The sequence below is a fragment of the Streptomyces sp. NPDC055189 genome, from assembly GCF_053606765.1.
Map to the genome: position 1 here is coordinate 14,516 of NZ_JBSGSG010000012.1, position 23,172 is coordinate 37,687.

The following is a 23,172-nucleotide window of genomic DNA, read 5'->3' on the forward strand; positions in this document are numbered from 1 at the left end:
GCGCCCGGACAGCCGTACCCCGGCCGGTCAGCTCGACGGCCGGGGGCGGCCAGGGCCCGCACAGGTCACAGGTCCCTCAACTCCTGCCGCGGCCCGTCCTCATGAGGCCGCCGCCCGCGCAGCGAGGCAAGGAACGGACGGCGCTCGGCGAGCGGCCCCCGCAGCAGCAGCACTCCCGCAGCCCCTGCCGCGGCGCCCGGTATCGCCCACCACCAGTCCGTGCCGCCGTCGCCCGGCGTGCCGTCGGTCCGACCGGAGGCCGCCTGCTCCGACCCGGCCGTCGGAGTGGACGCCGACGGCGGGGTCGAGCCCGCCCCGTCCGAGTCGGGAGCTATCGCCTGATTGCCGTCGTCCGAGGGGGCGCCCATGACTCCGAGCTTCTTGAACAGTGCCGTCAGACGAGCCGGATCCTTCGCCTTGTGCCAGGCGCCGGTCATCGACTCGACGTCCGTCGTCGTGTGGATCCACACGGTCTTGGCCTTCTCGCCGTCCTTGGAGCCGGAGACCACCGGATAGGCCCGGTCCACCCGCCACGGCATCACGTCGTGGACCATCCACGTCACGTTGATCTGACGGCTGTCGCCACTCATGGACAGGCCCGGTGGCTGCTCGCGCCGCCCCTCGCCCACCTCACCGAGACAGCGCTCCAGCTCGCCGTACTCCTTGTCGCTCACATAGAGCGCCGTGCTCTGCCCGCTCTCCGGCGAGACCACGAGGACGCTCGTCGGTCCGCCCGCCACCGCCCGCGGCGCTCCCATCACCACCAGCGCAAGCGCGGCCGCGAGCCCCGCCACCGACCCGCACATTCCCCTTGCCGTCCGCATCCGCATGTCCGAGCCCCCAGTCACTCTCCGGCGCGAGTCGTCCGCACCGCGTCACTTCTGGTACACCGCCCGGGCCGCTCAGGTTCCCGATCCGTCCGACCGAACCGCGATCGACTTCCCGATCTCCAGCGCCCGCTCCTTCGACGCGACGCCTTCGAGGCGCAGCGTGAGCTCCGGGCCGTGCGTCCACAGCAGCGTGGGCCCGGCCGTCCGCTCCGAGCGCGTCCACCGGTCGCCGTCGCTCTCCGCCATCCAGAACGTGAGCCTGTGCGACCGCGCGAACCACAGCCCCGTCTCCGGGCCGACCTGGACCCAGTCGGGCTGCTCAGGCACCGTCTTGCTGAATCCGAGGTCGAGGCTCGCCGCGAACTCGTCGAGCCGCACCGTCCGGCCCTCCTCGCGCCAGCACAGGGTGACCAGGACGCGTGCACCCGGCTCCCACGTCACCGCCACCGCGTCCGGCGTGCCGAGAACGTCCGGCACCGTCGGCACGAACCCCGCCCGGCGCCCGGCCTCGGACAGGCTGACCGTGCTGCCGCCGCACTCCGGCACACCGGCCTTGTCCGGCGGGGACGCCGAAGGGTCGTACCGCACCTCGACCCCGCCGAAGTCGAACCACTCGAAGACCGCGGCCCGCACCGGCGGGGTGAGCACCGCCGCCGTCAGGAGCCCGCACAGCGCCGCCACCAGGACCCGCCACCGGCCCCGCAGCCAGGACCGCAGACGGGAGAGCCGGCCCGGCGGCTCGGCCACCGGGACCGGCACCGACTCGGCGATGATCTGCGCGATGACCCGCTCGGCCATCGTGGCGCCGTCGGCCCCCGGTGGTTCGAGGGACCGGCCGAGCGCCCGCAGTTCGACGGGAAGCCGACGGGCGCTGTCGCGTCCGGCCTGCCCGGCACCGCTCTCGCCCCGTCCGTCGCCCAATCCGTCGCCACGCTCACTCATGCCCGTCACCTCCTCCCGGCCCCTGCGGCAGCAGCCGCTCCAGTTTCCGCAGGGCGCGGTTCAGCCGGGACTTGACCGTGCCCCGCGGCCAGCCCAGCGCCTCGGCGGTCTCCGCCTCGTCCATCTCCAGGAGATAGCGGCAGGTGACGACCATGCGGTGGTCCTCGCTCAGCCGGTCGAGGGCGGCAAGGAGAGCCGTCCTGCGCTCGTCCTCCAGTGCCGCCACCGCCGGGTCCGCCGATTCCGGTATCAGCGGGTCGGCCTCGGCGAGTGCGGCCTCGCGTCCGACCAGCGACCGCTGGCGGACCGCCGAACGCACTGTGTTCCTCGTCTCATTGGCGACGATCGACAACAGCCACGGCTTGAACGCCGAGCCGTCCTTGAACCGCCCCAAGGAGCAGTAAGCCTTGAAGAAGGCCTGCTGCACCACGTCTTCCGCGTCCGCTCCCGCCCCGAGTGCCACGGCCGCCCTGAGCGCGAGCCCGGTGAAAGCGCGCACCAACTCCGCGTACGCCTCCGCCTCCCCGGCGCGCACACGCGCGATCACCGCACCCTCGTCGACGACGCGGCCCCCCTCCAGGACCTCCCCCTGTGCCCTCACACTCTTGATACACCGGCCGGCCGGGATCGGTTCCGCATTCGCGACGACCGGATCGCCTGACCGGATCTAAGTGCCGGATCGAAGTGCCGGATCGAAGTGCCGGATCACAAGATCGCGGCACACCCGTCACACGACTGTTTCCGAGCAATGAGAGACACCTGAGAGAATGAGCCCTATGGCCATTGATCGTCCTCGCGTGCTCTCCGGAATCCAGCCCACCGCAGGCTCGTTCCACCTCGGCAACTACCTCGGCGCGGTCCGCCAGTGGGTGGCGCTGCAGGAGTCCCACGACGCGTTCTACATGGTGGTGGATCTCCACGCGATCACGATGCCGCAGGACCCGGCCGACCTGCGTGCCAACACCCGGCTCGCCGCCGCACAGCTCCTCGCCGCGGGCCTCGACCCCGAGCGCTGCACGCTCTTCGTCCAGAGCCACGTCCCCGAGCACGCCCAGCTCGCCTGGATCATGAACTGCTTCACGGGCTTCGGCGAGGCGTCGCGCATGACGCAGTTCAAGGACAAGGCGGCCAAGCAGGGTGCGGACCGCGCCTCCGTGGGCCTCTTCACGTACCCCATCCTCCAGGTCGCGGACATCCTGCTCTACCAGGCCAATCAGGTCCCGGTCGGCGAGGACCAGCGCCAGCACATCGAGCTGACCCGCGACCTCGCGGAGCGCTTCAACGGCCGCCTCGGCGAGACGTTCACCGTCCCGTCGGCGTACATCCTGAAGGAGACGGCGAAGATCTTCGATCTTCAGGACCCGTCGATCAAGATGAGCAAGTCGGCCTCCACCCCCAAGGGCCTGATCAACCTCCTCGACGACCCCAAGGCCACCGCCAAGAAGGTCAAGAGCGCGGTGACCGACACCGACACCGTCGTGCGCTACGACACGGCGGAGAAGCCGGGTGTCAGCAACCTCCTCTCGATCTACTCCACGCTCACCGGCACCGGTATCCCGGAACTGGAGCAGAAGTACGCCGGCAAGGGCTACGGTGCGCTGAAGACGGACCTCGCCGAGGTCATGGTCGACTTCGTGACTCCCTTCCGGGACCGCACCCAGGCCTACCTGGACGACCCGGAGACGCTCGACTCGATCCTGGCCAAGGGCGCCGAGAAGGCGCGCGCCGTCGCCGCGGAGACCCTCGCCCGGGCGTACGACAAGGTGGGCCTCCTGCCCGCCAAGCACTGAGCCACGCAGCCACCTGCGACAAGCCGAATACAGCAGCGCCCTCTGCCCGCCATCCGACCGACAGGAGTACGACGTGGGGACCGTAACGATCGGTGTGTCGATCGCGGTTCCGGAGCCTCACGGCAGCCTGCTCCAGGAGCGGCGCGCGGGCTTCGGGGATCCCGCGGCGCACGGCATCCCCACCCACGTCACGCTGCTGCCGCCGACCGAGGTGGACGCCACGGCGCTGCCCGCGGTCGAGGCGCACCTGGGGGCCGTCGCTGCCTCCGGGCGCCCCTTCCCGATGCGGCTCTCCGGAACGGGCACGTTCCGTCCGCTGTCGCCCGTCGTCTTCGTCCAGGTGATGGCGGGCGGCTCGGCCTGCAGCTGGCTGCAGGAGCGGGTGCGGGACGCCTCCGGGCCCATGGCGCGCGAGCTGCAGTTCCCGTACCACCCGCACGTCACGGTGGCGCACGGCATCTCCGAAGAAGCCATGGACCGGGCATACGCGGAGCTTTCGGACTACACGGCCGAGTGGCCGTGCACCGGCTTCGCGCTGTACGAGCAGGGCGCCGACGGAGTGTGGCGCAAGCTGCGCGAGTTCGCCTTCGGTGGCGGCGGCCCGGTGGTCCCGCCCCAGGCCACGGCCCCGGCCGCGCACAGCACGCTGCCCGCCCGCTGATCCGGGCCGGGGGCTTCACCGCGGCAAGGTCACACCGGAAGCCGCCGGAACACCGCCCGCGGCGCGTGCCGCAGCGCCGACATGACCACCCGTAGCGCGCCGGGCACCCACACCGTCTCCGAGCGCCGCCGCAGGCCCGTCTCGATGGCCTCGGCGACCGCCTCCGGAGTGGTCGCCATCGGGGCCTCCTCCAGGCCCGCGGTCATCTTGGAGCGTACGAAGCCGGGGCGGACCACCATCACGTGCACCCCGGTGCCGTGCAGCGCGTCGCCCAGGCCCTGGGCGAAGGCGTCGAGGCCCGCCTTGCTGGACCCGTAGATGAAGTTCGTGCGCCGTGCGCGCTCGCCCGCGACCGACGAGAGCACCACCAGGGCGCCGTGCCCTTGGGCCTGGAGCGACCGCGCGCACACCAGGCCCGCCGATACCGCGCCGGTGTAGTTCGTCTGCGCGACCCGCACCGCCGACAGCGGCTCGTCCTCGTCGCGTGCCTGGTCACCGAGGATGCCGAAGGCCAGCAGCACCATGTCGATGTCGCCCTCGGCGAAGATCTTGCCGAGCGTGGCCTCGTGGGACTCGGAGTCGAGCGCGTCGAAGGCGACGGTGCGGACGTCCGCACCCAGCTCGCGCAGGCCCGCGGCGGCCTTCTCCAGGCCCGGCGAAGGGCGCCCTGCCAGCCACACCGTGCGGGTGCGCCGCGCGACCAGACGGCGGGCGGTGGCGAGGCCGATCTCGGAGGTGCCGCCGAGTACGAGCAGGGACTGGGGGGTGCCGAAGGCGTCCTTCATGGGACCAACTCCTGGAGGTGCTAGAGGGCGAGGCGGCGCGAGAGGTCCGAGCGGAAAAGGCCGTGCGGGTCGAGGTCCGCCCGCAGTGCGCGGAAATCGTCGAGCCGCGGATACATCGCGGCGAGCATCTCGGGCCGCAGGCGGGAGTCCTTGGCCAGGTAGACGCGGCCGTCGGACGCGGCGACCTCCTCGTCGAGTTCGTCGAGGAAGGCGCCAAGGCCCGGCAGGTTCGCCGGGATGTCCAGGGCGAGGGTCCAGCCGGGCATCGGGAAGGAGAGCCAGCCCGGATCGCCCTCTCCGAAGCGCTTCAGTACGGCGAGGAAGGAAGGGCAGCCGCGGTCCGAGATGCGCCGCACGATGCGCCGCAGGGACTCCTCCTTGCCGTACCCGACGACGAATTGGTACTGCACGAAGCCGCCCCGGCCGTACACGCGGTTCCAGTGCGGGACGCCGTCGAGGGGGTGGAAGAACGTCGACATCTTCTGGAGTTCGCCCACCCTCAGGCGGGGTGCCTTGCGGTACCAGAGCTCATTGAAGAGGCCCACCGACTTCCGGCCGAGCAGCCCTTCGGGCAGGAAGCGCGGGGCGGACGGCAGCCGGCCGGGGCGGAACGTAAGCGGGGCTCTACGCGCGCGTGGCGGAAGGGCGTCCAGGGGAGCGTGGTCGCCGCGCGTGAGCACCGCGCGGCCCATCGACGCACCGCGCGCGAGGAGGTCGATCCAGGCGACCGAGTAGCGGTAGCGGTGATCGGTGGCGGTGAGGCGGGCCATCAGGTCGTCCAGGTCGGTGGCGCGCTCCGTGTCGACCGTCATCAACGAGGTCTCGACCGGCTGCAGTTGCAGCGTCGCCGCCAGGATCACGCCGGTCAGGCCCATGCCGCCCGCCGTCGCGTCGAACAGGGCGCTGCCGCGCTCGACCGCCTGCACCGCGCCGTCGGCGGTGAGCAGTTCCACGGCCATGACGTGGCGCGAGAACGACCCGGAGCCGTGGTGGTTCTTGCCGTGGATGTCCGTGCCGATCGCGCCGCCGACGGTCACATAGCGGGTCCCCGGCGTGACGGGCACGAACCAGCCGAGCGGGAGCAGGACTTCCATCAGGTGGTGCAGGGAGACCCCGGCGTCGCACAGGACGGTGCCCGCGTCCGCGTCGATGGCGTGGATGCGGTCCATGCCGGTCATGTCGAGGACCGCGCCGCCCGCGTTCTGTGCGGCGTCCCCGTAGGCCCGTCCCAGGCCCCTGGCGATGCCGCCACGCTCCCCGCAGGCCTGGAGGGCGGCCACGGCCTCCTCGGGCGAACGGGGGCGGATCAGACGGGCGGTGGAGGGCGCGGTGCGACCCCACCCCGACACGGACACGGTCTCGGGTGTCGCCATGGACGCGGCCTCGGGCGTCGCCGCGATCACGGCCTCGGGCGTCGTCGCGGTCGCGGAGTCGGCGGGCGGAGCGGAGTCGGCAGGCATAGGCGTGACCGTATCGCCCCGGCAAGGGCAGTTTGCCCATATACATCCAGGTCCTCACCGAAATGGGTGATTGATGGAGTGTCGTCCTATATTGACGTAAATATTGAGAGGTTACCTAGAAGAGTCGGGAGGTCAGCTTTTCGAAGTCCCCGGAGAGGGAGGCCACATGCACGACATGGACCACCGGCTGCTGTCGGCCCTGCGTGACTGCGGGTCCGACGCGCGCGTGGCCGCCGCCGCACGGGCCCTGTCGCAGGCCGGCGAGCACGCCGCCCTCTGGCTCTTCGCGGGGCTCGCGGGCGCCGCTGTCGACCGCGAGCGGCGCGGCACGTGGCTGCGCGCCACGGCGCTGACCGCCGCCGCACACCTGGCGAGCATGGGCGTCAAGCGCGTCGTGCGGCGCCCGCGCCCCGGCGGCGACACGGGCGTGGAGCCCCTCGTCAGGACCGCGGGACGGCACTCCTTCCCCAGTTCGCATGCCACTTCGGCCGCCGCGGCCACCGTCGCGTACGGCGCGCTGAGCCCCGCCGGAGCCCGTATCGTCCCGCCGCTCGCCGCCGCCATGTGCGTCTCGCGGATGGTCGTCGGCGTGCACTACCCGAGTGACGTGGCGGCGGGCGCGGCCCTCGGCGCCGTCACCGCGCGCGTGGGCTCTTCCTGGATGAACGGGGGTCGCAGGAATGGCTGACCGAATGGCTGACCGCACCGCCCTGCTCGAACGCCCCCAGCCGCCCCAGCCGTCAGGGCCGAGCTCGCTGGCCCTGCCGCTGGGCCTCCTGAAGACCGCGCGCCCCCGCCAGTGGGTGAAGAACGTTCTGGTCGTCGCGGCCCCCGCCGCCGCGGGCGAGCTCTTCTCGCGCCAGTCGCTGATCCAACTCCTCCTTGTGTTCGCGCTGTTCACGGCCGCCGCGTCCGCCGTCTACCTGATCAACGACGCGCGCGACGCCGACGCCGACCGCGCCCACCCCACAAAGTGCCGCAGACCGGTCGCCGCCGGACAGGTGCCGGTGACGGTCGCGTACGCGGTCGGCGGGCTGCTCGCCGTGCTCGCGCCGCTGGCCGCCGCGGCGTTCTGCACGCCCCTGACGGCCGGCCTTCTCGCCGCCTACGTAGTGATGCAACTGGCCTACTGCGTCAGCCTCAAGCACGTCCTGGTCGTCGATCTCGCCGTCGTCACCACCGGCTTCCTGATGCGGGCGATGATCGGGGGAGTGGCCCTCGGCATTCCGCTCTCGCGCTGGTTCTTGATCACCACGGGCTTCGGCGCGCTCTTCATGGTCTCCGCCAAGCGCTACTCCGAAGCCGTCCAGATGTCCGGGAGCTCCGAGAAACCGGGCGCCACGCGCGCGTTGCTCACCGAATACACCACCGGCTACCTCCGCTTCGTCTGGCAGCTGGCCGCCGGAGTCGCCGTCCTCGCGTACTGCCTGTGGGCCATGGAGAGCGGCGGCACCTCCAACGGCAGCTCGCTGCCCTGGCGGCAGCTGTCGATGGCCGCCTTCGTGCTCGCGGTCCTGCGGTACGCCGTATTCGCCGACCGGGGCACGGCCGGCGAGCCCGAGGACGTCGTCCTGCGCGACCGGGCGCTCGCCGTCATCGGCCTCGTGTGGATCGCGATGTACGGCCTCGCGGTCGCCGACTGGTGAGCGCGCTCAGCGAGCGGCTGCGGGCCATGGGCCCCGAACTGCTCGGCTTCGCGGCCGCCGGGATCTGCGCGTACGCAGTCGACCTCGGCCTCTTCATCTGGCTGCGCGGCCCCGCCGGTCTCGACCCGCTGACCGCGAAGGCTCTCTCCTTCGTCGCCGGCTGCACGGTCGCCTACGCGGGCAACGCGCTCGGAACCTACCGGCGACGCGAGAGCGACGCGGTCTCGCGCCTTCGTCAGTACGGGATCTTCTTCGCCGTCAACATCGCCGGCGCCGTGGTGCAGCTGCTCTGCATCGCGGTGTCTCACTATGGCCTTGGCCTCACCTCACAGCGCGCCGACACTGTCTCCGGTGCGGGAGTCGGCATGGCACTCGCCACAGTTCTGCGTTTCTGGGGTACCCGGACCTTGGTCTTCCGTACAGCGGGCAGGGAGGCATCATGGACTGGCTGAAAAAGCTCCCCGGCATCGGACCTCAGGTGGAGCGTCTGATGCGCACGCACGCGTGGAGCGCGTACGAGCGACTCGACACCGTGCACTGGACCCGCCTCGCGGCCGCGATGACCTTCATCAGCTTCCTCGCGCTGTTCCCGCTGATCACCGTCGCCGCGGCGGTCGCCGCCGCGACGCTCTCCAAGAGCCAGCAGAACAAGCTCGAGGACACCATCTCCAAGCAGGTCCCCGGCATCTCCGACCAGCTGAACCTGGACGCCCTGGTCGCCAACGCCGGCACCATCGGCCTCGTCGCGGGCGCCCTGCTGCTCTTCACCGGCATCGGCTGGGTCGGCTCCATGCGGGAGTGCCTGCGGGCCGTCTGGGAGCTGGAGGACATCGAAGAGAACCCCGTCATGCGCAAGATCAAGGACGCCGGGGTGCTCTTCGGGCTCGGTGGCGCGGGCCTCGCGTCCGTCGCCGCGTCCACCCTCGCCTCGACCGCGGTGGGCTGGAGCGCCGATCTCCTCGGGGTCTCCGAAAACGGCTGGGGCGGAGTGCTCCTTCAGGCGGTGGCGTTCGCCATCGCCGTCTTCGCGGACTTCCTGCTGCTGCTCTACGTCCTGACGCTGCTGCCGGACGTCCAGCCGCCCCGCCGCCACCTGATCACCGCGGGGCTGATTGGCGCGGCCGGGTTCGAGCTGCTCAAGCTGTTGCTCGGCGGCTACATGAAGGGCGTCGCGGCGAAGAGCATGTACGGCGCCTTCGGAGTGCCCGTCGCGCTGCTCCTGTGGATCAACTTCACGGCAAAGCTTCTGCTGTTCTGCGCCGCCTGGACGGCGACGCGGAAGCAGGGACGTACAGAAGAAGAGCAGCAGGAGCAGCAGCAGGAGGAGGGACAGCGGGAAGCGGGCGACGCCGTCAGCGGCGGCTCTTCCGCCGCACCAGGTCCGGCAGCGGCATCCGACGGCTGATCACGAACCACCCGGCGGCGATGAGCGCGAGGACGCCGCCCACGACGCCGAGCGCGATGCCGACGCCACTGCCCGACGCCGTGTCGGAGGCGTGCGCCACCTTCTTCGCCGAGTCCGCCTGGCTCTTGCCCGCTCCGGGAGCGCCCTTGCCGCTGCCCGTGGCGGCACTCTTCGGAGCGACCAGTTCGCCCACCGGATCGACCTTGCCCGAGGCCGCGAAGCCCCAGTCCAGGAGGCGCTCGGTCTCCTTGTAGACCGCGTGCTGCTCCCCGGAGTCGGGGTTCATGACGGTCACGAGGAGCACCTTGCCGTTGCGCTCGGCGACACCGGTGAAGGTGTTGCCCGCGTTCGTGGTGCTGCCGTTCTTGACGCCCGCGATGCCCTTGTAGGCGTCGAGGCCGATGTCACCCGTAAGGAGTCGGTTGGTGTTCTTGATCGCGAAGGTTCCGCGCTTCTTCTTGCCCTTGTCCTTGCCCTTCGTGACCTTCTTGGTCTCGCCGGGGAACTGGGCGGTGGCCGTCGAGCAGTACTCGCGGAAGTCCTTCTTCTGCAGCCCGGAGCGGGCGAAAAGCGTCAGGTCGTACGCGGAGGAGACCTGCCCCTTCTCGTCGTAGCCGTCCGGGCTGACCACGTGCGTGTCCAGGGCCTGCAGCTCCTCGGCGTGCGACTGCATGTCCTTGACGGTCTGCGGGACACCGCCGTTCATCGCCGACAGGACGTGCACGGCGTCATTGCCCGACTGCAGGAAGACACCGAGCCACAGGTCGTGGACCGTGTACGTCTCGTTCTCCTTGACGCCGACCATGCTGCTGCCCGCGCCGATGCCCGCCAGGTCGGAGAGCTCGACGTTGTGCTCCTGCGACTTGGGGAACTTCGGCAGGACCGTGTCCGCGAAGAGCATTTTCAGGGTGCTCGCCGGGGCCAGCCGCCAGTGCGAGTTGTGCGAGGCGAGCACCTCGCCCGTCTCGGCGTCGGAGACCATCCAGGAGCGCGCGGACAGCTTCTTGGGGAGCACGGGCGCATCCGCCTTGAGACTCACCTGGGTGCCGGGCTTCCCGAGCTTGGCGCCGCCCACGGTCGACATCGACGCGGGCGGCTTGGGCTTGTCCTCACCCCCCGGCTTGTCGTCCGCCCATGCGGGAGCTGTGGTCGACATGGTGAGCAATGCGGCGGAAGTGACCAACAAGGCGGTCTTTTTTACGGCAGGCACGGACGAGAACGTACAGGGCGCCGCTGTGGAAGTCGCCGCCGAGGTGGGCTGCGCCACAGCCTCGCCGCCCTGCTCCGCACCCCGGCGGCGCCGCGGAACGGAGGCTCGCGATACTGAACGCATGAAGCTCAGCCGCCCGGTCTCCTGGTTCCTGCTCGCCTTCGGTGTGTGGAGCTGGTTCATCTGGATCACTTTCGTCAAGAACCTGTGGAAGGACGGCAGTGGGCTCGCCTTCGATGACGCAGGCGACCCGACCGCGTACTTCTGGGTGCACCTGACGCTCGCCGTCGCCTCCTTTGTCTTGGGGACGGTGGTAGGGGCCATCGGGTTGCGCGGAGTTCGTGCTCTGCGCCGTACGTCATAACTGATCGGTCACTTCGAGGGGCGCGCTCCGTGGTCATCCTGTTCGTGTTGGCCGGTATCGCCGCGCTCGCGGCCCTTGCCGGAATGCAGTGGTACGCGTGGCGCCGCCTGGTGCGGGACACCACGGCCCGGTCCGGGTTCGCCCGGCGCGCGGGGGCGGTGGTCTTCGTCGCGGGGCCGCTGCTGATGTTCGCGGCGGTCGCCAGTGAGCGGGCCGGGGCGCCGTTCTGGTTGCAGAAGGTCCTCGCCTGGCCGGGCTTCATGTGGATGGCCCTGTCGATCTACCTCGTGCTCGCGCTGCTTGTCGGGGAGCTCGTACGGCCCTTCTTCTTGCGGCGCCGCTCGGAAGCGGGCTCTACGGAGAAGGCGGCCTCTACGGAGAAGGCGGCCTCTACGGAGGGCGCCGGTTCCGCGGATGCCCTCTCCGTAGAGGCCGGCGCCCCTTCAGCAGAGACCGAAAAGGCCCCCGCTGCTGCCCCTGCCCCCGCCCCCGCAGCACCGCGGCCGGAGCGGGCCACCCCCTCGCGCCGCCTCTTCGTCTCCCGGATCATCGGCGGGAGTGCCGCGGCCGTCGCCGTCGGAACGGTCGGCTACGGAACGTACGGAGTCCTGCGCGGCCCGCGGGTCAAGCGCGTCACCGTGCCGCTGGCCAAGCTGCCGCGCGGGGCGCACGGGTTCCGGATCGCCGTGGTCAGCGACATCCACCTGGGGCCGGTTCTCGGACGCGGCTTCACCCAGCGCGTGGTCGACACGATCAACGGCACCCAGCCCGACCTCATCGCGGTCGTCGGCGACCTGGTGGACGGCAGCGTCGAGGACCTCGGTCCCGCCGCCGCGCCGCTCGCACAGCTGCGCGCGCGGCACGGAACGTACTTCGTGACCGGCAACCACGAGTACTTCTCGGGAGCCGCGCAGTGGGTCGAGCACGTACGCGATCTCGGCCTGCGCCCCCTGGAGAACGCCCGCACCGAACTGCCCGGCTTCGACCTCGCCGGTGTGGACGACGTGGCGGGCGAGAGCGAGGGGCACGGGCCCGACTTCGGGAAGGCGCTCGGCGACCGGGACCGCTCGCGGGCCTCCGTCCTCCTTGCCCATCAGCCGGTCGTCATCCATGACGCCGTCAAGCACGGCGTCGACCTCCAGCTCTCCGGGCACACCCACGGCGGGCAGCTGTGGCCAGGCAATTTCATCGCCGATCTGGCCAACCCGACGCTCGCCGGACTCGAGCGGTACGGCGACACGCAGCTGTATGTCACGCGGGGCGCCGGTGCGTGGGGGCCGCCTGTGAGAGTTGGGGCGCCGTCCGACGTCACGGTCGTCGAACTGGCCTCGCGGCAGGCATGATCGCGCATTATTTCGATGTAATACGAAACTGGCTGGATACGGTCGGGCCACAGGGTGACGGTGTGACACCGAGCGCTTCCTCTGCGCAGCATTAAGTGTCGGAGATGTGAGCAGTTCTTGGCGCTTTGGTGTGCCCGAGGGGGAACGTTGTTGCGACGTCAGGCTTTCCGGCTGCCACCGCATCCGGCATCCGTCTCGCTCGCCCGGCTCCGTGTGCACGACCACCTGGCCGCCTGGGGACACAAGGAGGAGAGCGCGACCCTCGACGACGCGGTACTCCTGGTGTCGGAGCTGGTGACGAACGCCGTCTGCCACGGGCGCGTCCAGGAAAGGGAGTTCGAGGTGGCGATCACGGTGCTGTCCGACGGCGACTGCTTCATAGAGGTCTCCGACGAGAGCCCGGCCACCCCTCAACTGCGCGAAGTGGGCCCCCTTGAGGAGAGCGGCCGCGGCCTGCGCCTGCTCGACAACATCGCCGAGGCGTGGGGGGTCTGGCAGCGGGGGCGGCACGGGAAGACGGTGTGGGCGCTGGTTCGGTCCTAGGACCGGGGTCTTCGCCCTTTCCCGCCGGCCCGCCGGACTACCCCGCAGGCAAGGTAACCGTCACCGTCAGCCCCGCCCCCGGCGCCGTCTCCACCCCCACCTCGCCGCCGTGCGCCGCCACCACCCCCTGCACGATCGCCATCCCGAGACCGCTGCCCGCACTCCCGCCCGCGCGGAAGAACCGGTCGAACACACGCGCCGCATCGTCTTCCGCGAGGCCGGGGCCCCGGTCGGCGACCCGCAGCCGCACCACCCCGTCCTGCCGCTCCACGTCCAGGGTGACCTGCGCGTCGGCGGGGGTGTGGACGCGTACGTTCCCCAGGAGATTGCCGAGTACCTGACGCAGCCCGGACTCGTCGGCGCGGACCAGCACCGCACCTTCCGCGCAGACCGTGAGCGGACGCTCCGGCTCCTGCGCCCGCAGATCGTCGGCGGCATCCCGTACGAGGCGGCTCAAGTCGACGTTCTTGAGGCGCAGCTCCGGCTGCTGGTCCAGGCGGGCCAGGGTGAGCAGTTCGTCGACGAGGCGGCCCATCCGGTCGGTCTCGGCGATGACGCGGCTCCACGCGCGCGTGCGTTCCGCCGGATCGCGCAGCATCCCCTTGTCGTACAGCTGGAGGTAGCCGCGGATCGCCGACAAGGGCGTACGCAGTTCGTGCGAGGCATCGGCGACGAAGCGGCGCAGCTGCGCCGAGCTGCGCTCGCGGGTCTCGAAGGCGGACTCGACTTGATGGAGCATGGAGTTGAGGGCGACGCGCAACTGCTCGGTCTCCATGGCCGGGGCGCGGCTCGACGGAACGCGCCTGGTCAGGTCCCCGTCGGCGATGGCCGACGCGGTCTCGACCATGTCCTCGAGGGGACGCAGGCGGTGGTGCGCGGAGATCATCGTCAGGACGGCGAGCAGCGCCAACAGGACCACTCCGAAGGCGGCGTCCAGCTTGAGCGCCTTGTTGATGCCCGACTCCACGTCCTCCGTGTCCGCGGCCATCAGGACCGTCGTACCGTCGGCGAGCTTCGCTCCCACCATGCGGTGGGCGTCGCCGTCCAGCGTGACGTCCTGCGGCTCGGACTCTCCGGAGACCGCGCGGGGGTCGTCCACGGCGGCGGCCAGGGCGCGCTGGCGCGGGGTCGGGGTGAGCGTGCCGATGGAGACGGGCTCGCCCTTCCCGTCGACCGCCACGAACAGCGTGTCCCCGCGCGGGAGCACGCTCGCCCGCTCCTTGCCGCCCGGCGAGAGCTTGTCGAGCGCGATGCCCAGCTCGCTGAGCCGCTCGACGTCCTTCATGGTGAGCCCGGTGCTCAGCAGCGAACTGCGGGACTGCATCAGCTCGGCGTCCACGTTGTCGAGCAGATAGTGGCGCATGCCCATGACACTGACGCCCGTCGCCACGATCACACCGAGGGCGAGCAGCGCCACGTTCACCCAGGTCAGCTTGGCCCGCAGCGAGCTCATGCCGCGACGCGCACGCCTCACGCGAGGCCGTATCCGACACCCCGCCGGGTCGTGATCACCGGAGGGCCAAGGGCGTTCAGCTTGCGCCGCAGATAGCTGATGTAGGTCTCCACGACGGTCGACTCGGCCGGGTGTTCGTACTGCCACACATGGCGCAGGAGCTGCTCCTTGGGCACTACACGTCCGCCGTTGCGGACCAGGAAGCGCAGCAGGGCGTACTCGGTGGGCGTGAGCTGCGCCGAGCGCCCCGCCCGGCGCACCACGTAGGTCGTCTCGTCGAGCTCCAGGTCGCCGTGGCGCAGCGGCGGGCGCTGGGGGAGTACGTCGACGGCCCTGGTACGGCGCAGGACCGCGCCGATGCGGGCGATGACCTCGTCGATGTTGAACGGCTTGGTGATGTAGTCGTCGCCGAAGCCGAGCGCGCCCACGACCTCCGCGGGCGCGTCCCTGGCGGTCAGGAAGAGCAGGGCCGTCTCGGGATGCCGGGCACGCAGCTCCCTGGCCAGGGCGCGGCCGTCGCCGTCCGGCAGCATCACGTCGAGGAGCGCCACATCGGGCCGGGTGCGCCCGGCGAGCGCGAGGGCGTCGCGCACGGTGCCCGCCACCATGACGTCGAAGCGGTGGTAGCGCAGGGCGATGGCGAGCACGTCGGCGATGCTCGGCTCGTCCTCGACGACCAGGACGGTGGCCGCGGCGCCCGGAGCGGTGGCCGCCGAGCCCGGGACGGTGGCCGCCGCGCCCGGTCCCCGCGGTACTCCGACATCTGTTCCCTGCTGGCCTTCGGCGTGGCTCATACCCCCAGTATCGGCGCGCTCGTTGTACGAAGTCTCGGTCCGTGCCTTGGAGTTACTTGAGAATCATGGGCGTGTCGCGCCGCCGGAGCGCGGCGTTGCCGATGCTGAGGCTCCTGAACGCATGGACCCGGGGGACCTGACGACCCTGACGACTCGGAGGAGGAGTGGATCGTGGCGGCATTGGCGCGGTGGTGCTTTAGGCACCGTCTGGTGGTCCTTGTGCTGTGGCTGGGAGCCCTGTTCGGTCTGGGGGCCGCCGGGACCTCGGCGGGTACCGACTACTCGAATGTGTTCTCCCTGCCGGACACGGATTCCAAGCGCGCGTACGACCTGATGACGAAGGCCTTCCCGGAGAGCTCCGGAGACACCGACACGGTCGTATGGCGCGTCGACGAGGGCGCTTCGGCCCGTGACGAGGACGTACGTTCGCGTATCGGCCCCGCGCTCGACGAGATCGCCGGCATGAGGGGCGTCGGCGAGGTCGTGAGCCCGTACGCGTCCAAGGAGGCGGGCGCGGCGCAGATCAGCGAGAACGGGCGTATCGCCTACGCCAGGGTGACCTTCGCCGAGGAGGCGAACTCGGTCCCCAAGGACCTCGTCCAGGACGTCGTGGACACGGCCCAGCGCGCCGAACGCTCGGGCCTCCAGGTCGAACTGGGCGGCCAGGCGATCACCCGCATCCAGGAGCCGCCCACCGGCATCGCCGAGATGGTCGGCATCGCCGCCGCTGCCGTCGTCCTCTTCCTGGCCTTCGGCTCGCTCTTCGCGATGCTCCTGCCGATCGTCATCGCCGTCTTCGGAGTGGGCCTCGGCATGCTGTCCACGATGCTGCTCAGCCACGTCACGGACATCCCCGAAGTGGCCCCGCTGCTCGGCTCGCTCATCGGTCTGGGCGTCGGCATCGACTACGCGCTCTTCATCGTCACCCGGCACCGGCGCGGCATCCTGCGCGGCATGGAGCCCGAGGCCTCCGCGGTGCAGGCTCTGAACACCTCGGGCCGCGCGGTGCTCTTCGCGGGCGGCACGGTGTGCATCGCGCTCGCCGGGATGCTGGTGATGAACATGCGCTTCCTGGACGGTGTGGTCATCGCGGCCTCCCTGACGGTGGTCCTGAGCGTCCTGGCGGCCGTCACCCTGCTGCCCTCGCTCCTCGGTCTCCTGGGCCCCAGGGTGCTCAGCCGCAGGCAGCGGCGCCGCCTCGCCGTGACGGGGCCGGAGCCCGCCGAGGCGAGCGGCCTCGCGGCGCGCTGGTCCTCGTACGTCCAGAAGCGACCGCGTTCGATAGCGGCACTCGCCCTCGTCGTGATGGCCTTCCTGGCCCTGCCGCTGCTCTCCCTGCGGCTCGGCGCGACCGATCAGGGCAACCACCAGGAGTCGACGACGACCCGGCAGGCGTACGACATGCTGGCCGACGGATTCGGTCCGGGATTCAACGGCCCGCTCCAAGTAGTGGCCGAAGAAGCCGACACCGGGGGCCTGGTGGCGACCATCCGCGAGACGGAGGGCGTCGCCACGGTGGCGGCGGCGCCGCCCGCGGACGGCATCTCGGTCATCAACGTCGTCCCGACCACGTCCCCGCAGTCGGAGGAGACGGACCAGCTCATCGACCGTCTACGGGGAGAGGTGATTCCGGAAGCGGGTGTCGAGGCCCACGTAGGCGGCGTCACCGCCGTCTTCAAGGACTTCGCCGCGGTGACGGGCGACCGACTGCCCTACTTCGTAGGCGCGATCATCGCGCTGGGATTCCTCCTGCTCCTGATCGCGTTCCGCTCCCTCGTGGTGCCGCTGACGGCGGCCCTGATGAACCTCATCGCGGCGGCGGCGTCCTTCGGCGTCCTGGTGGCGGTCTTCCAGTGGGGCTGGGGCACAGAGCTCCTGGGCGTCGGCAAGGAGGGCCCCATCACCGCCTTCCTGCCCGTCATCATGCTGTCGCTGCTCTTCGGGCTCTCGATGGACTACCAGGTGTTCCTGGTGAGCCGCATGCACGAGGAATGGGTGCACACCAAGGACAACGCCCGCGCGGTGAGGGTGGGCCTCGCCGAAACAAGCAGGGTCATCAACTGCGCGGCCCTCATCATGATCTGCGTCTTCTCCGCGTTCGTCCTGAGCGGCGACATGGAGGGCGCGATGGCGGGCATCGGCCTCGCGGCGGCGGTCGCCCTGGACGCGTTCATCCTGCGCACGGCCCTTGTCCCGGCCGCCATGCATCTGCTCGGCCGCTCCAACTGGTGGCTGCCGGCGGGCCTGGAGAAGCGCCTGCCGCACTTGGCGGTGGAGCCGAGGGAGGAGCTGGTGGAGGCTCGGGAGGAGCCGGTTCGGCCGGTTGAGGTGACTCCCGTGCCCCACGCGCGCGTGGAGGAGCTCCAGGGCGAAAGCGGCGCCTCCGTAGTGCACGGTTTCATCCGCACGGCGGAGGGCGAACCGGTGGAGGGCGCGGTCCTGACCCTCCTCTCCAAGGGAGGCAGCCGACTGGACCGCGTCACTTCCCTCGCGGACGGTTCGTACATCGTCGCGGCCCCGTCGGCGGGCGCGTACCTCCTTGCCGCGACGGCTCCCGGTTACGCGTCCCGCGCGCGGCACGTCATGGTCGCGGACGAACCGCTGGTGTACGACGTGGAGCTGGCGCAGGGCGAGATGGACGCGGTGAACTAACCGGCGGGTCCGAGTCAGACGGCCCGGATCAGACGGCTCGGACCCTCGGCAGCCCCGTAACGGACATCACCAGGGAGTAGAGCGAGGTCGTCGCCGCGATGAAGAGCCGGTTGTTCTTCGGCCCGCCGAAGGCGATGTTGGCGACGGCCTCGGGGACGGTGATGCGCCCGATGAGGGTGCCGTCGGGGTGATAGCAGTGCACCCCGTCTCCGAAGGCGGCCGCCCACAGCCGGCCGCCGTCATCGAAGCGGATGTTGTCGAAGCCGTCCTTCGACTCGGCGAAGACGGTTCCGTCCGACAGGGTCGTCCCGTCATCGCTCACGTCAAAGGCGCGGATCCGGGCGGCACGTGAGTCGGACACGTACAACTGCCGCTCGTCGGGCGAGAAGACGAGCCCGTTCGGCCCTTCGAAGCCGTCGGCGACGATCCGCACGTCACCGGTGACGGGATCGATGCGATAGACGTGGCAGCCACCGATCTCGGCGGGCGCCCGGAACCCTTCGTAGTCGCTGGTAATGCCGAAGTCAGGGTCGGAGAACCACACCGACCCGTCCGAACGGACCACGGCGTCGTTAGGGCTGTTGAACCGCTTGCCCTCGAAGCGGTCGGCGATGACGGTGACGCTGCCGTCGTGCTCGGTGCGGGTGACGCGCCGGTTGCCCTGCTCGCAGCAGATCAGACGGCCCTCGCGGTCGAGGGTGTTGCCGTTGACGTACCCGGCGTTCGAACGGAAGACGCCCACGCCGCCGGTCGCCTCGTCCCAGCGAAGCAGCCGGTCGTTGGGGATGTCGCTCCAGATGAGCTGGCGCCAGGCGGGAACGTAGAGCGGCCCTTCGGCCCACCGGCAGTCGTCGTAGAGGACCTCAAGTTTGGCGTCGCCGCTCGCGCACCGGTCCGTGCGGAAGCGGTCGTCCAGGATCTCGTACGACGTCGGGACTTTCTGGGAAGGCATGACGACCCCTGTCTGACGGAATGAGCAAACGAGTAACTGACTGAATCACATTCGACAGTACGAGGATATTGCAGTACGAGATATGGTTAACGTCAAGAGTGACCGGATGGCCGGATGGCCGGACGGCCCGGTGACCGGACGGCCGGGTGGAGGACGGGAGCACAACCGATGGACGACACGGACCGAGAGCTGCTTGCGCTGCTGCAACAGGACGCCACCCAGTCGTACGCGACCCTGGGCAAGGCGGTGGGCCTGTCGGCGGGCGCGACTCACGAGCGGGTACGCAAACTGCGCGAGCGCGGAGTGATCCGCCGCACGACGATCGACGTGGACCCGGCGACCGTGGGCCAAGGCGTGCTGGCCTTCGTCATGGTCGACTCGACGGCGTGGATGGGGGACCGATCAGCGGACTTCGCGGCGATCCCCGAGATCCAGGAGGCGCACGTCATCGCGGGCGCGGCAAGCGTCCTGGTGAAGGTCCGCACGGGGACGACGGAGCAACTCCAGGACGTGCTGCGGCGGCTGTACGAGATCGGCGGGGTGAGCGGGACTCAGGCGACGGTCTCGCTGGAGACGTTCTTCGAGAGGCCGGTGTCACCGGGGGTGGGCTGAGGGCCGCCGGGGCTCGCTCCGAAGCGGCGCACTCCCGGGACCGCCGCCGTCCCCGCACACGCGACACCGACCACGACCGCCGCGATCCACAGCGGGACCGCCGTGCCCCACGTGCCCGCCGCCAGCGGCGCGAGAACGTACGCCAGGGGCATCGCGGCCAGTGAGAGCAGCCAGTCGTACGAGGTGGCACGGGCCAGTACGCCGGACGGTATCGCCGACTGCACCGAGGTCTCCCAGACGGGGCTGAGGAAGCCGAGGCCCGCCTGCGCGAGTCCGTACGCGGCGATCACGGCCGGTGCGGGCGCCTCGGCCGCGAGCAGGGCGAGGGGCAGGGCGTACGTAGCGAGCCCGAGGTTGGCTACGAGGATCGGACGCTTCGGTCTCGCGCGCCCCGCGAGCAGCGATCCGGCAAGCAGCCCGACGGCGCCTGCTTGGAGGATGGCAATCCAGGTGCCTTCGCCGCCCAGTTCCTCGACGGCGAGGAGGGGCCCGAGCGTCATGAGGACGGCGGCGGCGCCGTTCCAGGCGGAGTGCGCGACCAGGCTGGTCCAGTACCAGTCGCGACTGCGCACCTCGTGCCACCCCTCGACGAGGTCTTTGCGCAGGGAGCGGCGTGCGGCGGATTCCGCGGGGACGTGCCCCGTGCGGACCGCCGCGAGAAGACACGCGCTGACGGCGAAGGAAGCGGCGTCGAGGACGAAGGCCCAGCCGGGCCCCGCGACCCAGATCAGCAGCCCGGCGAGGGCGGGGCCGCCGACGCGGGCACCGCTGTTGACCACACCGAGGGCGGCGTTGGCCGCGTGCCGGTCCTTCGTGGCGACCGTGCCCGCGACGAGCGGCGACAGGGTGGGCATGGCGAATGCGGACGCGGCCCCGCCGACCGCTTCGGCGAGGGCGATGTGCCACAGATGGGGATCACCGCCGAGCAGCTGTACGCCCACGAACAGCTGGGTCACGCACCGCACCAGATCGGCGGAGAGGGCCACGGTACGGGCATTGAACCGATCGCCCACGACCCCGCCCAGTGGCAGCAACAACAGCTTCGTACCTATCGCGCAGCCGAGTACGAGCGCGAGCGCGGAGGTGGAGCCGGTGGCGCGGAGCACGGCGAGGGCGAGGGCCGCGGGGATGACGGCGTCACCGATGACGGACAGGGAGCGGCCGAGAAAGAAGAGCCGGAAGGAGCGGTTGCGCAGCAAGGGGTGCGTCAGCATGGGGTGATGGTATTTCGGCACCGAACTATTCGGCAACGAAATATCAGGTACCGAAGCGTTCCGAAGTAGGCTGCGTGCATGGCGAAGAGGCGCGAGACCGAGGGTGAGAAGGCGAACGAGAGCGAGACTGAGCCGCCCCGCGACTGGACGGACGGTCACGTGGAGCGCTGGCTCCCGGTGCTCCCCGCTCTGGACCCGGACGTCGAGGGCGCGGTCACCCGCATGAAGAAGCTCACCGTGCACCTGCGCCGGGTCCGCGAACAGTCCCTGGTCGACTTCGACCTGGAACGCCACGAGTTCGACACCCTGCACAAACTGGCGGGCCGAGGCGGTCGCGCGACGCCCTCCGAACTGGCCGCCGACCTGGACCTGGCCCCCGCATCAGTAACCGGCCGCCTGGAAGGCCTGGAGCGCCGCGGCCTGCTCCTGCGCACGCCGTCAAAGGCGGACCGCCGCCGGGTGGACGTGGAGCTTACGGAGTCCGGCCGGTCGATCTGGCTGGGCGCGATGGACGTCCTGGGCCACGAGGAGTACCGCCTCCTCGGAGTGCTTCCCAAGGAGGAGCGCGCCCAGTTCTCGGACATGTTGCGTCGCATCATGGTGGTGGCGGAGGAGGGCGGTGGGGCGCAGTGGCGCTGAAGCGCGCCCCGATCAAGCCCCCCCCCGGCTAACTCCGAGCCAGCTCGGGCCGCTTGCGATAGTCGGTGAACCCCACGACGTTGCCCCACGGGTCGGCGACCTCGACGGTCCACCCGGTGGCCACGGAGGAGGCGGGGGCGAGCGGCTCGATCCCGGCGGCCTCAAGGGCCCGCCCGGCAGCCCGCGCGTCCCCGACCTCAAGCCACACCCGCGGCGCGGACCAGGCCACCGGCCGGTGCTCGACCCCGTCCTCCACCCGCAACAGAATCCCGGGCGTCTCCTTGCCCACCTTCAGGATCGCGAGCCCGATCTCGTCGATCCGATACGTCACGGGAAACCCGGCGCGCTCGTAGAAACTGACGGCTTCTTCGAGGTCCCCGACGGGGAAGAGGACGTTGTCGAACCCGAGCAGCTCGGTGGACTGCGCCTCGGCCGACGGCTCTCCGGCCGACTGGTCAACGGATTGACGAACGGGCTGCTCAACGGACAGGCCGACCGACTGGTTGTCTGACATTCCGTCAGAGTAAGTCGGTCGGCCCGAATCCAACCGTGCCGTCGCTGTTTGGCCGCCACATGGACGCCGGTGTCACCCGCTGGGGTGCGCCCGGGCCGTGTCAGGGGTTCGGGACTTCGCCGGGGAGGGGTTCCCGCACGCGTTGCCTGCGGCGCTCTTCCGACGCACCGAAAGCAGCGTAGTTCTCGCGGGCTTCGCGCAGGGTCACGTGATTTGGCCCCCCGACGTATGCGTCGGCGTTGTGATCGTCCTGCCCGGCATCCTCCCACCCGCACACCGTGCAGATTTCGAACCATCCTCGGGATTCGAGGGTGCGGAACCCGCAGCAAGGGCACGGGATTCTTGCTGTTGAACCAGAGGATTGTCCCTCCATGCCACTCCCCTTGCCCTTGCTGTGATGTCGTCGGCGCACTAAGGCGGGTGGCCGTCGCCTACCAAATCGTGTCTACTCGTCGGGCGCTGCCGCGTAACCGCGTGATGAAGCCAGAGAAACTGATGACGCGCTGAATTCAAGGCTGCTTCCGGTATGACCAGCAGATACAGAGACCCTCTCGTCGCTCAGCAGGGTCATCCTGATGGTCTTGCAGGATGGATGACGCCAACCGTTTACCTGCAGATTTTCTACGTCTAGAAAAAGCAGATAGAACTCGAACGTGTTGCACCCCTTCTCCTGCCAGTCGGCGGGAGGCTGCGACGGCGGCTGTCGGGTGTCGAACCCCAGTGTTACTGAACTGCCTCGCTCGTCGATGTGCAGGTAATGCAGGTCGCATGAACTCAAGCCTGGTGGAGACTCGTACATTTCGTACAGCGCATGAGGTGAGGTGAGGAGGGTCGGCCAGTCAGGGATTGGCATAGAAATTCCTCACGTGCGTCGGGGGGACACTGGAGTGCAGTCGAGCGTCAATCTTGCGCACGAAGAGGTGGCGGCCGCTATCCGTGCCGTCGGGTGCGATTCTGAACGCGCTTACGTGATCCACCCGGAGAGAGTCACTGCTGCTGAACTCTAGATGAGCGCATGCTCCGGACACCTCAACCAGTACCCGCCTCTCTGCCTGCGGTGTGATCGAAATGGAGACGGTCGCTGGGGGATTCCAGTTACTGAGGGACAGACCGTCCACCGCCAGGAACTTCAGGTGGCATTGGAGGGCGTCAAGGTCTTCCCCGATCCATTCTTGGGGCGGTGAGTCGGGAAAGCGTGGGAGGTCGATCCGCAGAGTTGCACCGGGCCCGCGCCAGTCCAAGTCGACGGACCTCAGTCTGACTTCTTGCAGTGGCGGAATATCGCAGTAAAGACGCGTCAGCATTTCCTGATCCGCGAGAAAGCTATTCCAGGTCATTGCAGTAGCGTTCCTCGCGGCCAGGG

Annotated in this window: 26 protein-coding genes; 12 read left to right on the forward strand and 14 right to left on the reverse strand. The window is 70.1% G+C overall.

Going from position 1 to position 23,172, the window contains the following annotated elements; all coding sequences use genetic code 11:
- Positions 1-65: 65 nt before the first annotated feature.
- From ACWFR3_RS11560 to ACWFR3_RS11570, 3 genes are all read right to left on the reverse strand, one after another.
- The gene (locus ACWFR3_RS11560; RefSeq protein ID WP_453734372.1) at positions 66-794 is read right to left on the reverse strand and encodes a hypothetical protein; all 729 of its coding nucleotides are present in this window, start codon (positions 792-794) and stop codon (positions 66-68) included.
- A 108-nt stretch (positions 795-902) separates the two neighbouring features.
- A complete protein-coding gene (locus tag ACWFR3_RS11565; protein WP_453734373.1) occupies positions 903-1,772 on the reverse strand; it encodes a hypothetical protein in 870 nt (289 codons plus the stop codon).
- Positions 1,765-2,373 (reverse strand): RNA polymerase sigma factor, encoded by a 609-nt coding sequence (locus ACWFR3_RS11570; RefSeq protein ID WP_453734374.1) that lies wholly within the window; start codon positions 2,371-2,373, stop codon positions 1,765-1,767. The genes ACWFR3_RS11565 and ACWFR3_RS11570 overlap by 8 nt, the downstream gene beginning before the upstream one ends.
- A 175-nt stretch (positions 2,374-2,548) precedes the next feature.
- Here ACWFR3_RS11570 and trpS point away from each other — a divergent pair, with 175 nt between their 5' ends.
- Complete coding sequence (trpS, locus tag ACWFR3_RS11575; RefSeq protein ID WP_453734375.1) at positions 2,549-3,562, forward strand: tryptophan--tRNA ligase; 1,014 nt, start codon at positions 2,549-2,551, stop codon at positions 3,560-3,562.
- A gap of 73 nt (positions 3,563-3,635) precedes the next feature.
- Positions 3,636-4,223 carry a 2'-5' RNA ligase family protein gene (locus ACWFR3_RS11580; RefSeq protein ID WP_453734376.1) on the forward strand — a complete coding sequence of 196 codons (588 nt, stop codon included), beginning with the start codon at positions 3,636-3,638 and terminating at the stop codon, positions 4,221-4,223.
- Positions 4,224-4,252: 29 nt separating this feature from the next.
- On the opposite strand, the gene ACWFR3_RS11585 is transcribed toward ACWFR3_RS11580, so the two are convergent.
- Together ACWFR3_RS11585 and ACWFR3_RS11590 are read right to left on the reverse strand one after the other, a co-directional pair.
- Positions 4,253-5,008 (reverse strand): decaprenylphospho-beta-D-erythro-pentofuranosid-2-ulose 2-reductase, encoded by a 756-nt coding sequence (locus ACWFR3_RS11585; RefSeq protein ID WP_361182160.1) that lies wholly within the window; start codon positions 5,006-5,008, stop codon positions 4,253-4,255.
- A gap of 20 nt (positions 5,009-5,028) precedes the next feature.
- Positions 5,029-6,381 carry an FAD-binding protein gene (locus ACWFR3_RS11590; protein WP_453734505.1) on the reverse strand — a complete coding sequence of 451 codons (1,353 nt, stop codon included), beginning with the start codon at positions 6,379-6,381 and terminating at the stop codon, positions 5,029-5,031.
- 253 nt (positions 6,382-6,634) lie between these two features.
- Between ACWFR3_RS11590 and ACWFR3_RS11595 the strand changes: the two genes are divergently transcribed.
- Genes ACWFR3_RS11595 through ACWFR3_RS11610 form a run of 4 tightly spaced genes read left to right on the forward strand, consistent with a single transcriptional unit; the run spans position 6,635 to position 9,519 of the window.
- Positions 6,635-7,156 (forward strand): phosphatase PAP2 family protein, encoded by a 522-nt coding sequence (locus tag ACWFR3_RS11595; protein WP_453734377.1) that lies wholly within the window; start codon positions 6,635-6,637, stop codon positions 7,154-7,156.
- 4 nt (positions 7,157-7,160) lie between these two features.
- On the forward strand, positions 7,161-8,114 hold the full coding sequence (locus tag ACWFR3_RS11600) for a decaprenyl-phosphate phosphoribosyltransferase (RefSeq protein ID WP_453734378.1): 954 nt from the start codon (positions 7,161-7,163) through the stop codon (positions 8,112-8,114).
- 26 nt (positions 8,115-8,140) lie between these two features.
- Positions 8,141-8,566, forward strand: coding sequence for a GtrA family protein (locus tag ACWFR3_RS11605; RefSeq protein WP_453734506.1), 426 nt, complete (start codon positions 8,141-8,143; stop codon positions 8,564-8,566).
- Positions 8,554-9,519: a YihY/virulence factor BrkB family protein gene (locus ACWFR3_RS11610; protein WP_453734379.1), complete on the forward strand. Its 966-nt coding sequence runs from the start codon at positions 8,554-8,556 to the stop codon at positions 9,517-9,519. Before ACWFR3_RS11605 ends, ACWFR3_RS11610 begins: the two co-directional genes overlap by 13 nt.
- Here the strand turns inward: ACWFR3_RS11610 and ACWFR3_RS11615 are convergent.
- Complete coding sequence (locus tag ACWFR3_RS11615) at positions 9,467-10,729, reverse strand: D-alanyl-D-alanine carboxypeptidase family protein (protein WP_453734380.1); 1,263 nt, start codon at positions 10,727-10,729, stop codon at positions 9,467-9,469. The two genes, ACWFR3_RS11610 and ACWFR3_RS11615, sit on opposite strands and share 53 nt — an antisense overlap.
- 121 nt (positions 10,730-10,850) lie before the next feature.
- Here ACWFR3_RS11615 and ACWFR3_RS11620 point away from each other — a divergent pair, with 121 nt between their 5' ends.
- From ACWFR3_RS11620 to ACWFR3_RS11630, 3 genes are all read left to right on the forward strand, one after another.
- The gene (locus ACWFR3_RS11620; protein WP_160506782.1) at positions 10,851-11,093 is read left to right on the forward strand and encodes an SCO4848 family membrane protein; all 243 of its coding nucleotides are present in this window, start codon (positions 10,851-10,853) and stop codon (positions 11,091-11,093) included.
- A gap of 29 nt (positions 11,094-11,122) precedes the next feature.
- On the forward strand, positions 11,123-12,436 hold the full coding sequence (locus ACWFR3_RS11625) for a metallophosphoesterase (RefSeq protein ID WP_453734381.1): 1,314 nt from the start codon (positions 11,123-11,125) through the stop codon (positions 12,434-12,436).
- Positions 12,437-12,583: 147 nt separating this feature from the next.
- Positions 12,584-12,979 (forward strand): ATP-binding protein, encoded by a 396-nt coding sequence (locus tag ACWFR3_RS11630; RefSeq protein ID WP_453734382.1) that lies wholly within the window; start codon positions 12,584-12,586, stop codon positions 12,977-12,979.
- 37 nt (positions 12,980-13,016) lie between these two features.
- Here the strand turns inward: ACWFR3_RS11630 and ACWFR3_RS11635 are convergent, their stop codons facing one another.
- The gene (locus ACWFR3_RS11635; protein WP_453734383.1) at positions 13,017-14,432 is read right to left on the reverse strand and encodes an ATP-binding protein; all 1,416 of its coding nucleotides are present in this window, start codon (positions 14,430-14,432) and stop codon (positions 13,017-13,019) included.
- 17 nt (positions 14,433-14,449) lie between these two features.
- Positions 14,450-15,226 carry a response regulator transcription factor gene (locus ACWFR3_RS11640; protein ID WP_453734384.1) on the reverse strand — a complete coding sequence of 259 codons (777 nt, stop codon included), beginning with the start codon at positions 15,224-15,226 and terminating at the stop codon, positions 14,450-14,452.
- Between the two features lie 180 nt (positions 15,227-15,406).
- On the opposite strand from ACWFR3_RS11640, the gene ACWFR3_RS11645 reads away from it, so the two are divergent.
- Entirely contained in the window at positions 15,407-17,878 is a 2,472-nt protein-coding gene (locus ACWFR3_RS11645; RefSeq protein WP_453734507.1) for an MMPL family transporter, read from the forward strand.
- Positions 17,879-17,906: 28 nt separating this feature from the next.
- Here the strand turns inward: ACWFR3_RS11645 and ACWFR3_RS11650 are convergent, their stop codons facing one another.
- Positions 17,907-18,830, reverse strand: coding sequence for an SMP-30/gluconolactonase/LRE family protein (locus ACWFR3_RS11650; protein WP_453734385.1), 924 nt, complete (start codon positions 18,828-18,830; stop codon positions 17,907-17,909).
- Positions 18,831-18,998: 168 nt separating this feature from the next.
- Here ACWFR3_RS11650 and ACWFR3_RS11655 point away from each other — a divergent pair, with 168 nt between their 5' ends.
- Complete coding sequence (locus ACWFR3_RS11655; protein ID WP_453734386.1) at positions 18,999-19,442, forward strand: Lrp/AsnC family transcriptional regulator; 444 nt, start codon at positions 18,999-19,001, stop codon at positions 19,440-19,442.
- Here ACWFR3_RS11655 and ACWFR3_RS11660 read toward each other — a convergent pair.
- Positions 19,382-20,656 carry an MFS transporter gene (locus ACWFR3_RS11660; RefSeq protein ID WP_453734387.1) on the reverse strand — a complete coding sequence of 425 codons (1,275 nt, stop codon included), beginning with the start codon at positions 20,654-20,656 and terminating at the stop codon, positions 19,382-19,384. The genes ACWFR3_RS11655 and ACWFR3_RS11660 overlap by 61 nt on opposite strands.
- A 78-nt stretch (positions 20,657-20,734) precedes the next feature.
- Between ACWFR3_RS11660 and ACWFR3_RS11665 the strand changes: the two genes are divergently transcribed.
- Positions 20,735-21,295: a MarR family winged helix-turn-helix transcriptional regulator gene (locus ACWFR3_RS11665; protein ID WP_453734388.1), complete on the forward strand. Its 561-nt coding sequence runs from the start codon at positions 20,735-20,737 to the stop codon at positions 21,293-21,295.
- Positions 21,296-21,323: 28 nt separating this feature from the next.
- Here the strand turns inward: ACWFR3_RS11665 and ACWFR3_RS11670 are convergent, their stop codons facing one another.
- The 4 genes from ACWFR3_RS11670 to ACWFR3_RS11685 form a co-directional block, all read right to left on the reverse strand.
- On the reverse strand, positions 21,324-21,809 hold the full coding sequence (locus ACWFR3_RS11670) for a VOC family protein (protein WP_453734389.1): 486 nt from the start codon (positions 21,807-21,809) through the stop codon (positions 21,324-21,326).
- 100 nt (positions 21,810-21,909) lie between these two features.
- A complete protein-coding gene (locus ACWFR3_RS11675) occupies positions 21,910-22,182 on the reverse strand; it encodes a CPCC family cysteine-rich protein (RefSeq protein ID WP_453734390.1) in 273 nt (90 codons plus the stop codon).
- A 72-nt stretch (positions 22,183-22,254) separates the two neighbouring features.
- Positions 22,255-22,662 (reverse strand): Imm50 family immunity protein, encoded by a 408-nt coding sequence (locus tag ACWFR3_RS11680; protein ID WP_453734391.1) that lies wholly within the window; start codon positions 22,660-22,662, stop codon positions 22,255-22,257.
- Complete coding sequence (locus ACWFR3_RS11685) at positions 22,649-23,146, reverse strand: Imm50 family immunity protein (RefSeq protein ID WP_453734392.1); 498 nt, start codon at positions 23,144-23,146, stop codon at positions 22,649-22,651. The genes ACWFR3_RS11680 and ACWFR3_RS11685 overlap by 14 nt, the downstream gene beginning before the upstream one ends.
- Between the last annotated feature and the right edge of the window lie 26 nt (positions 23,147-23,172).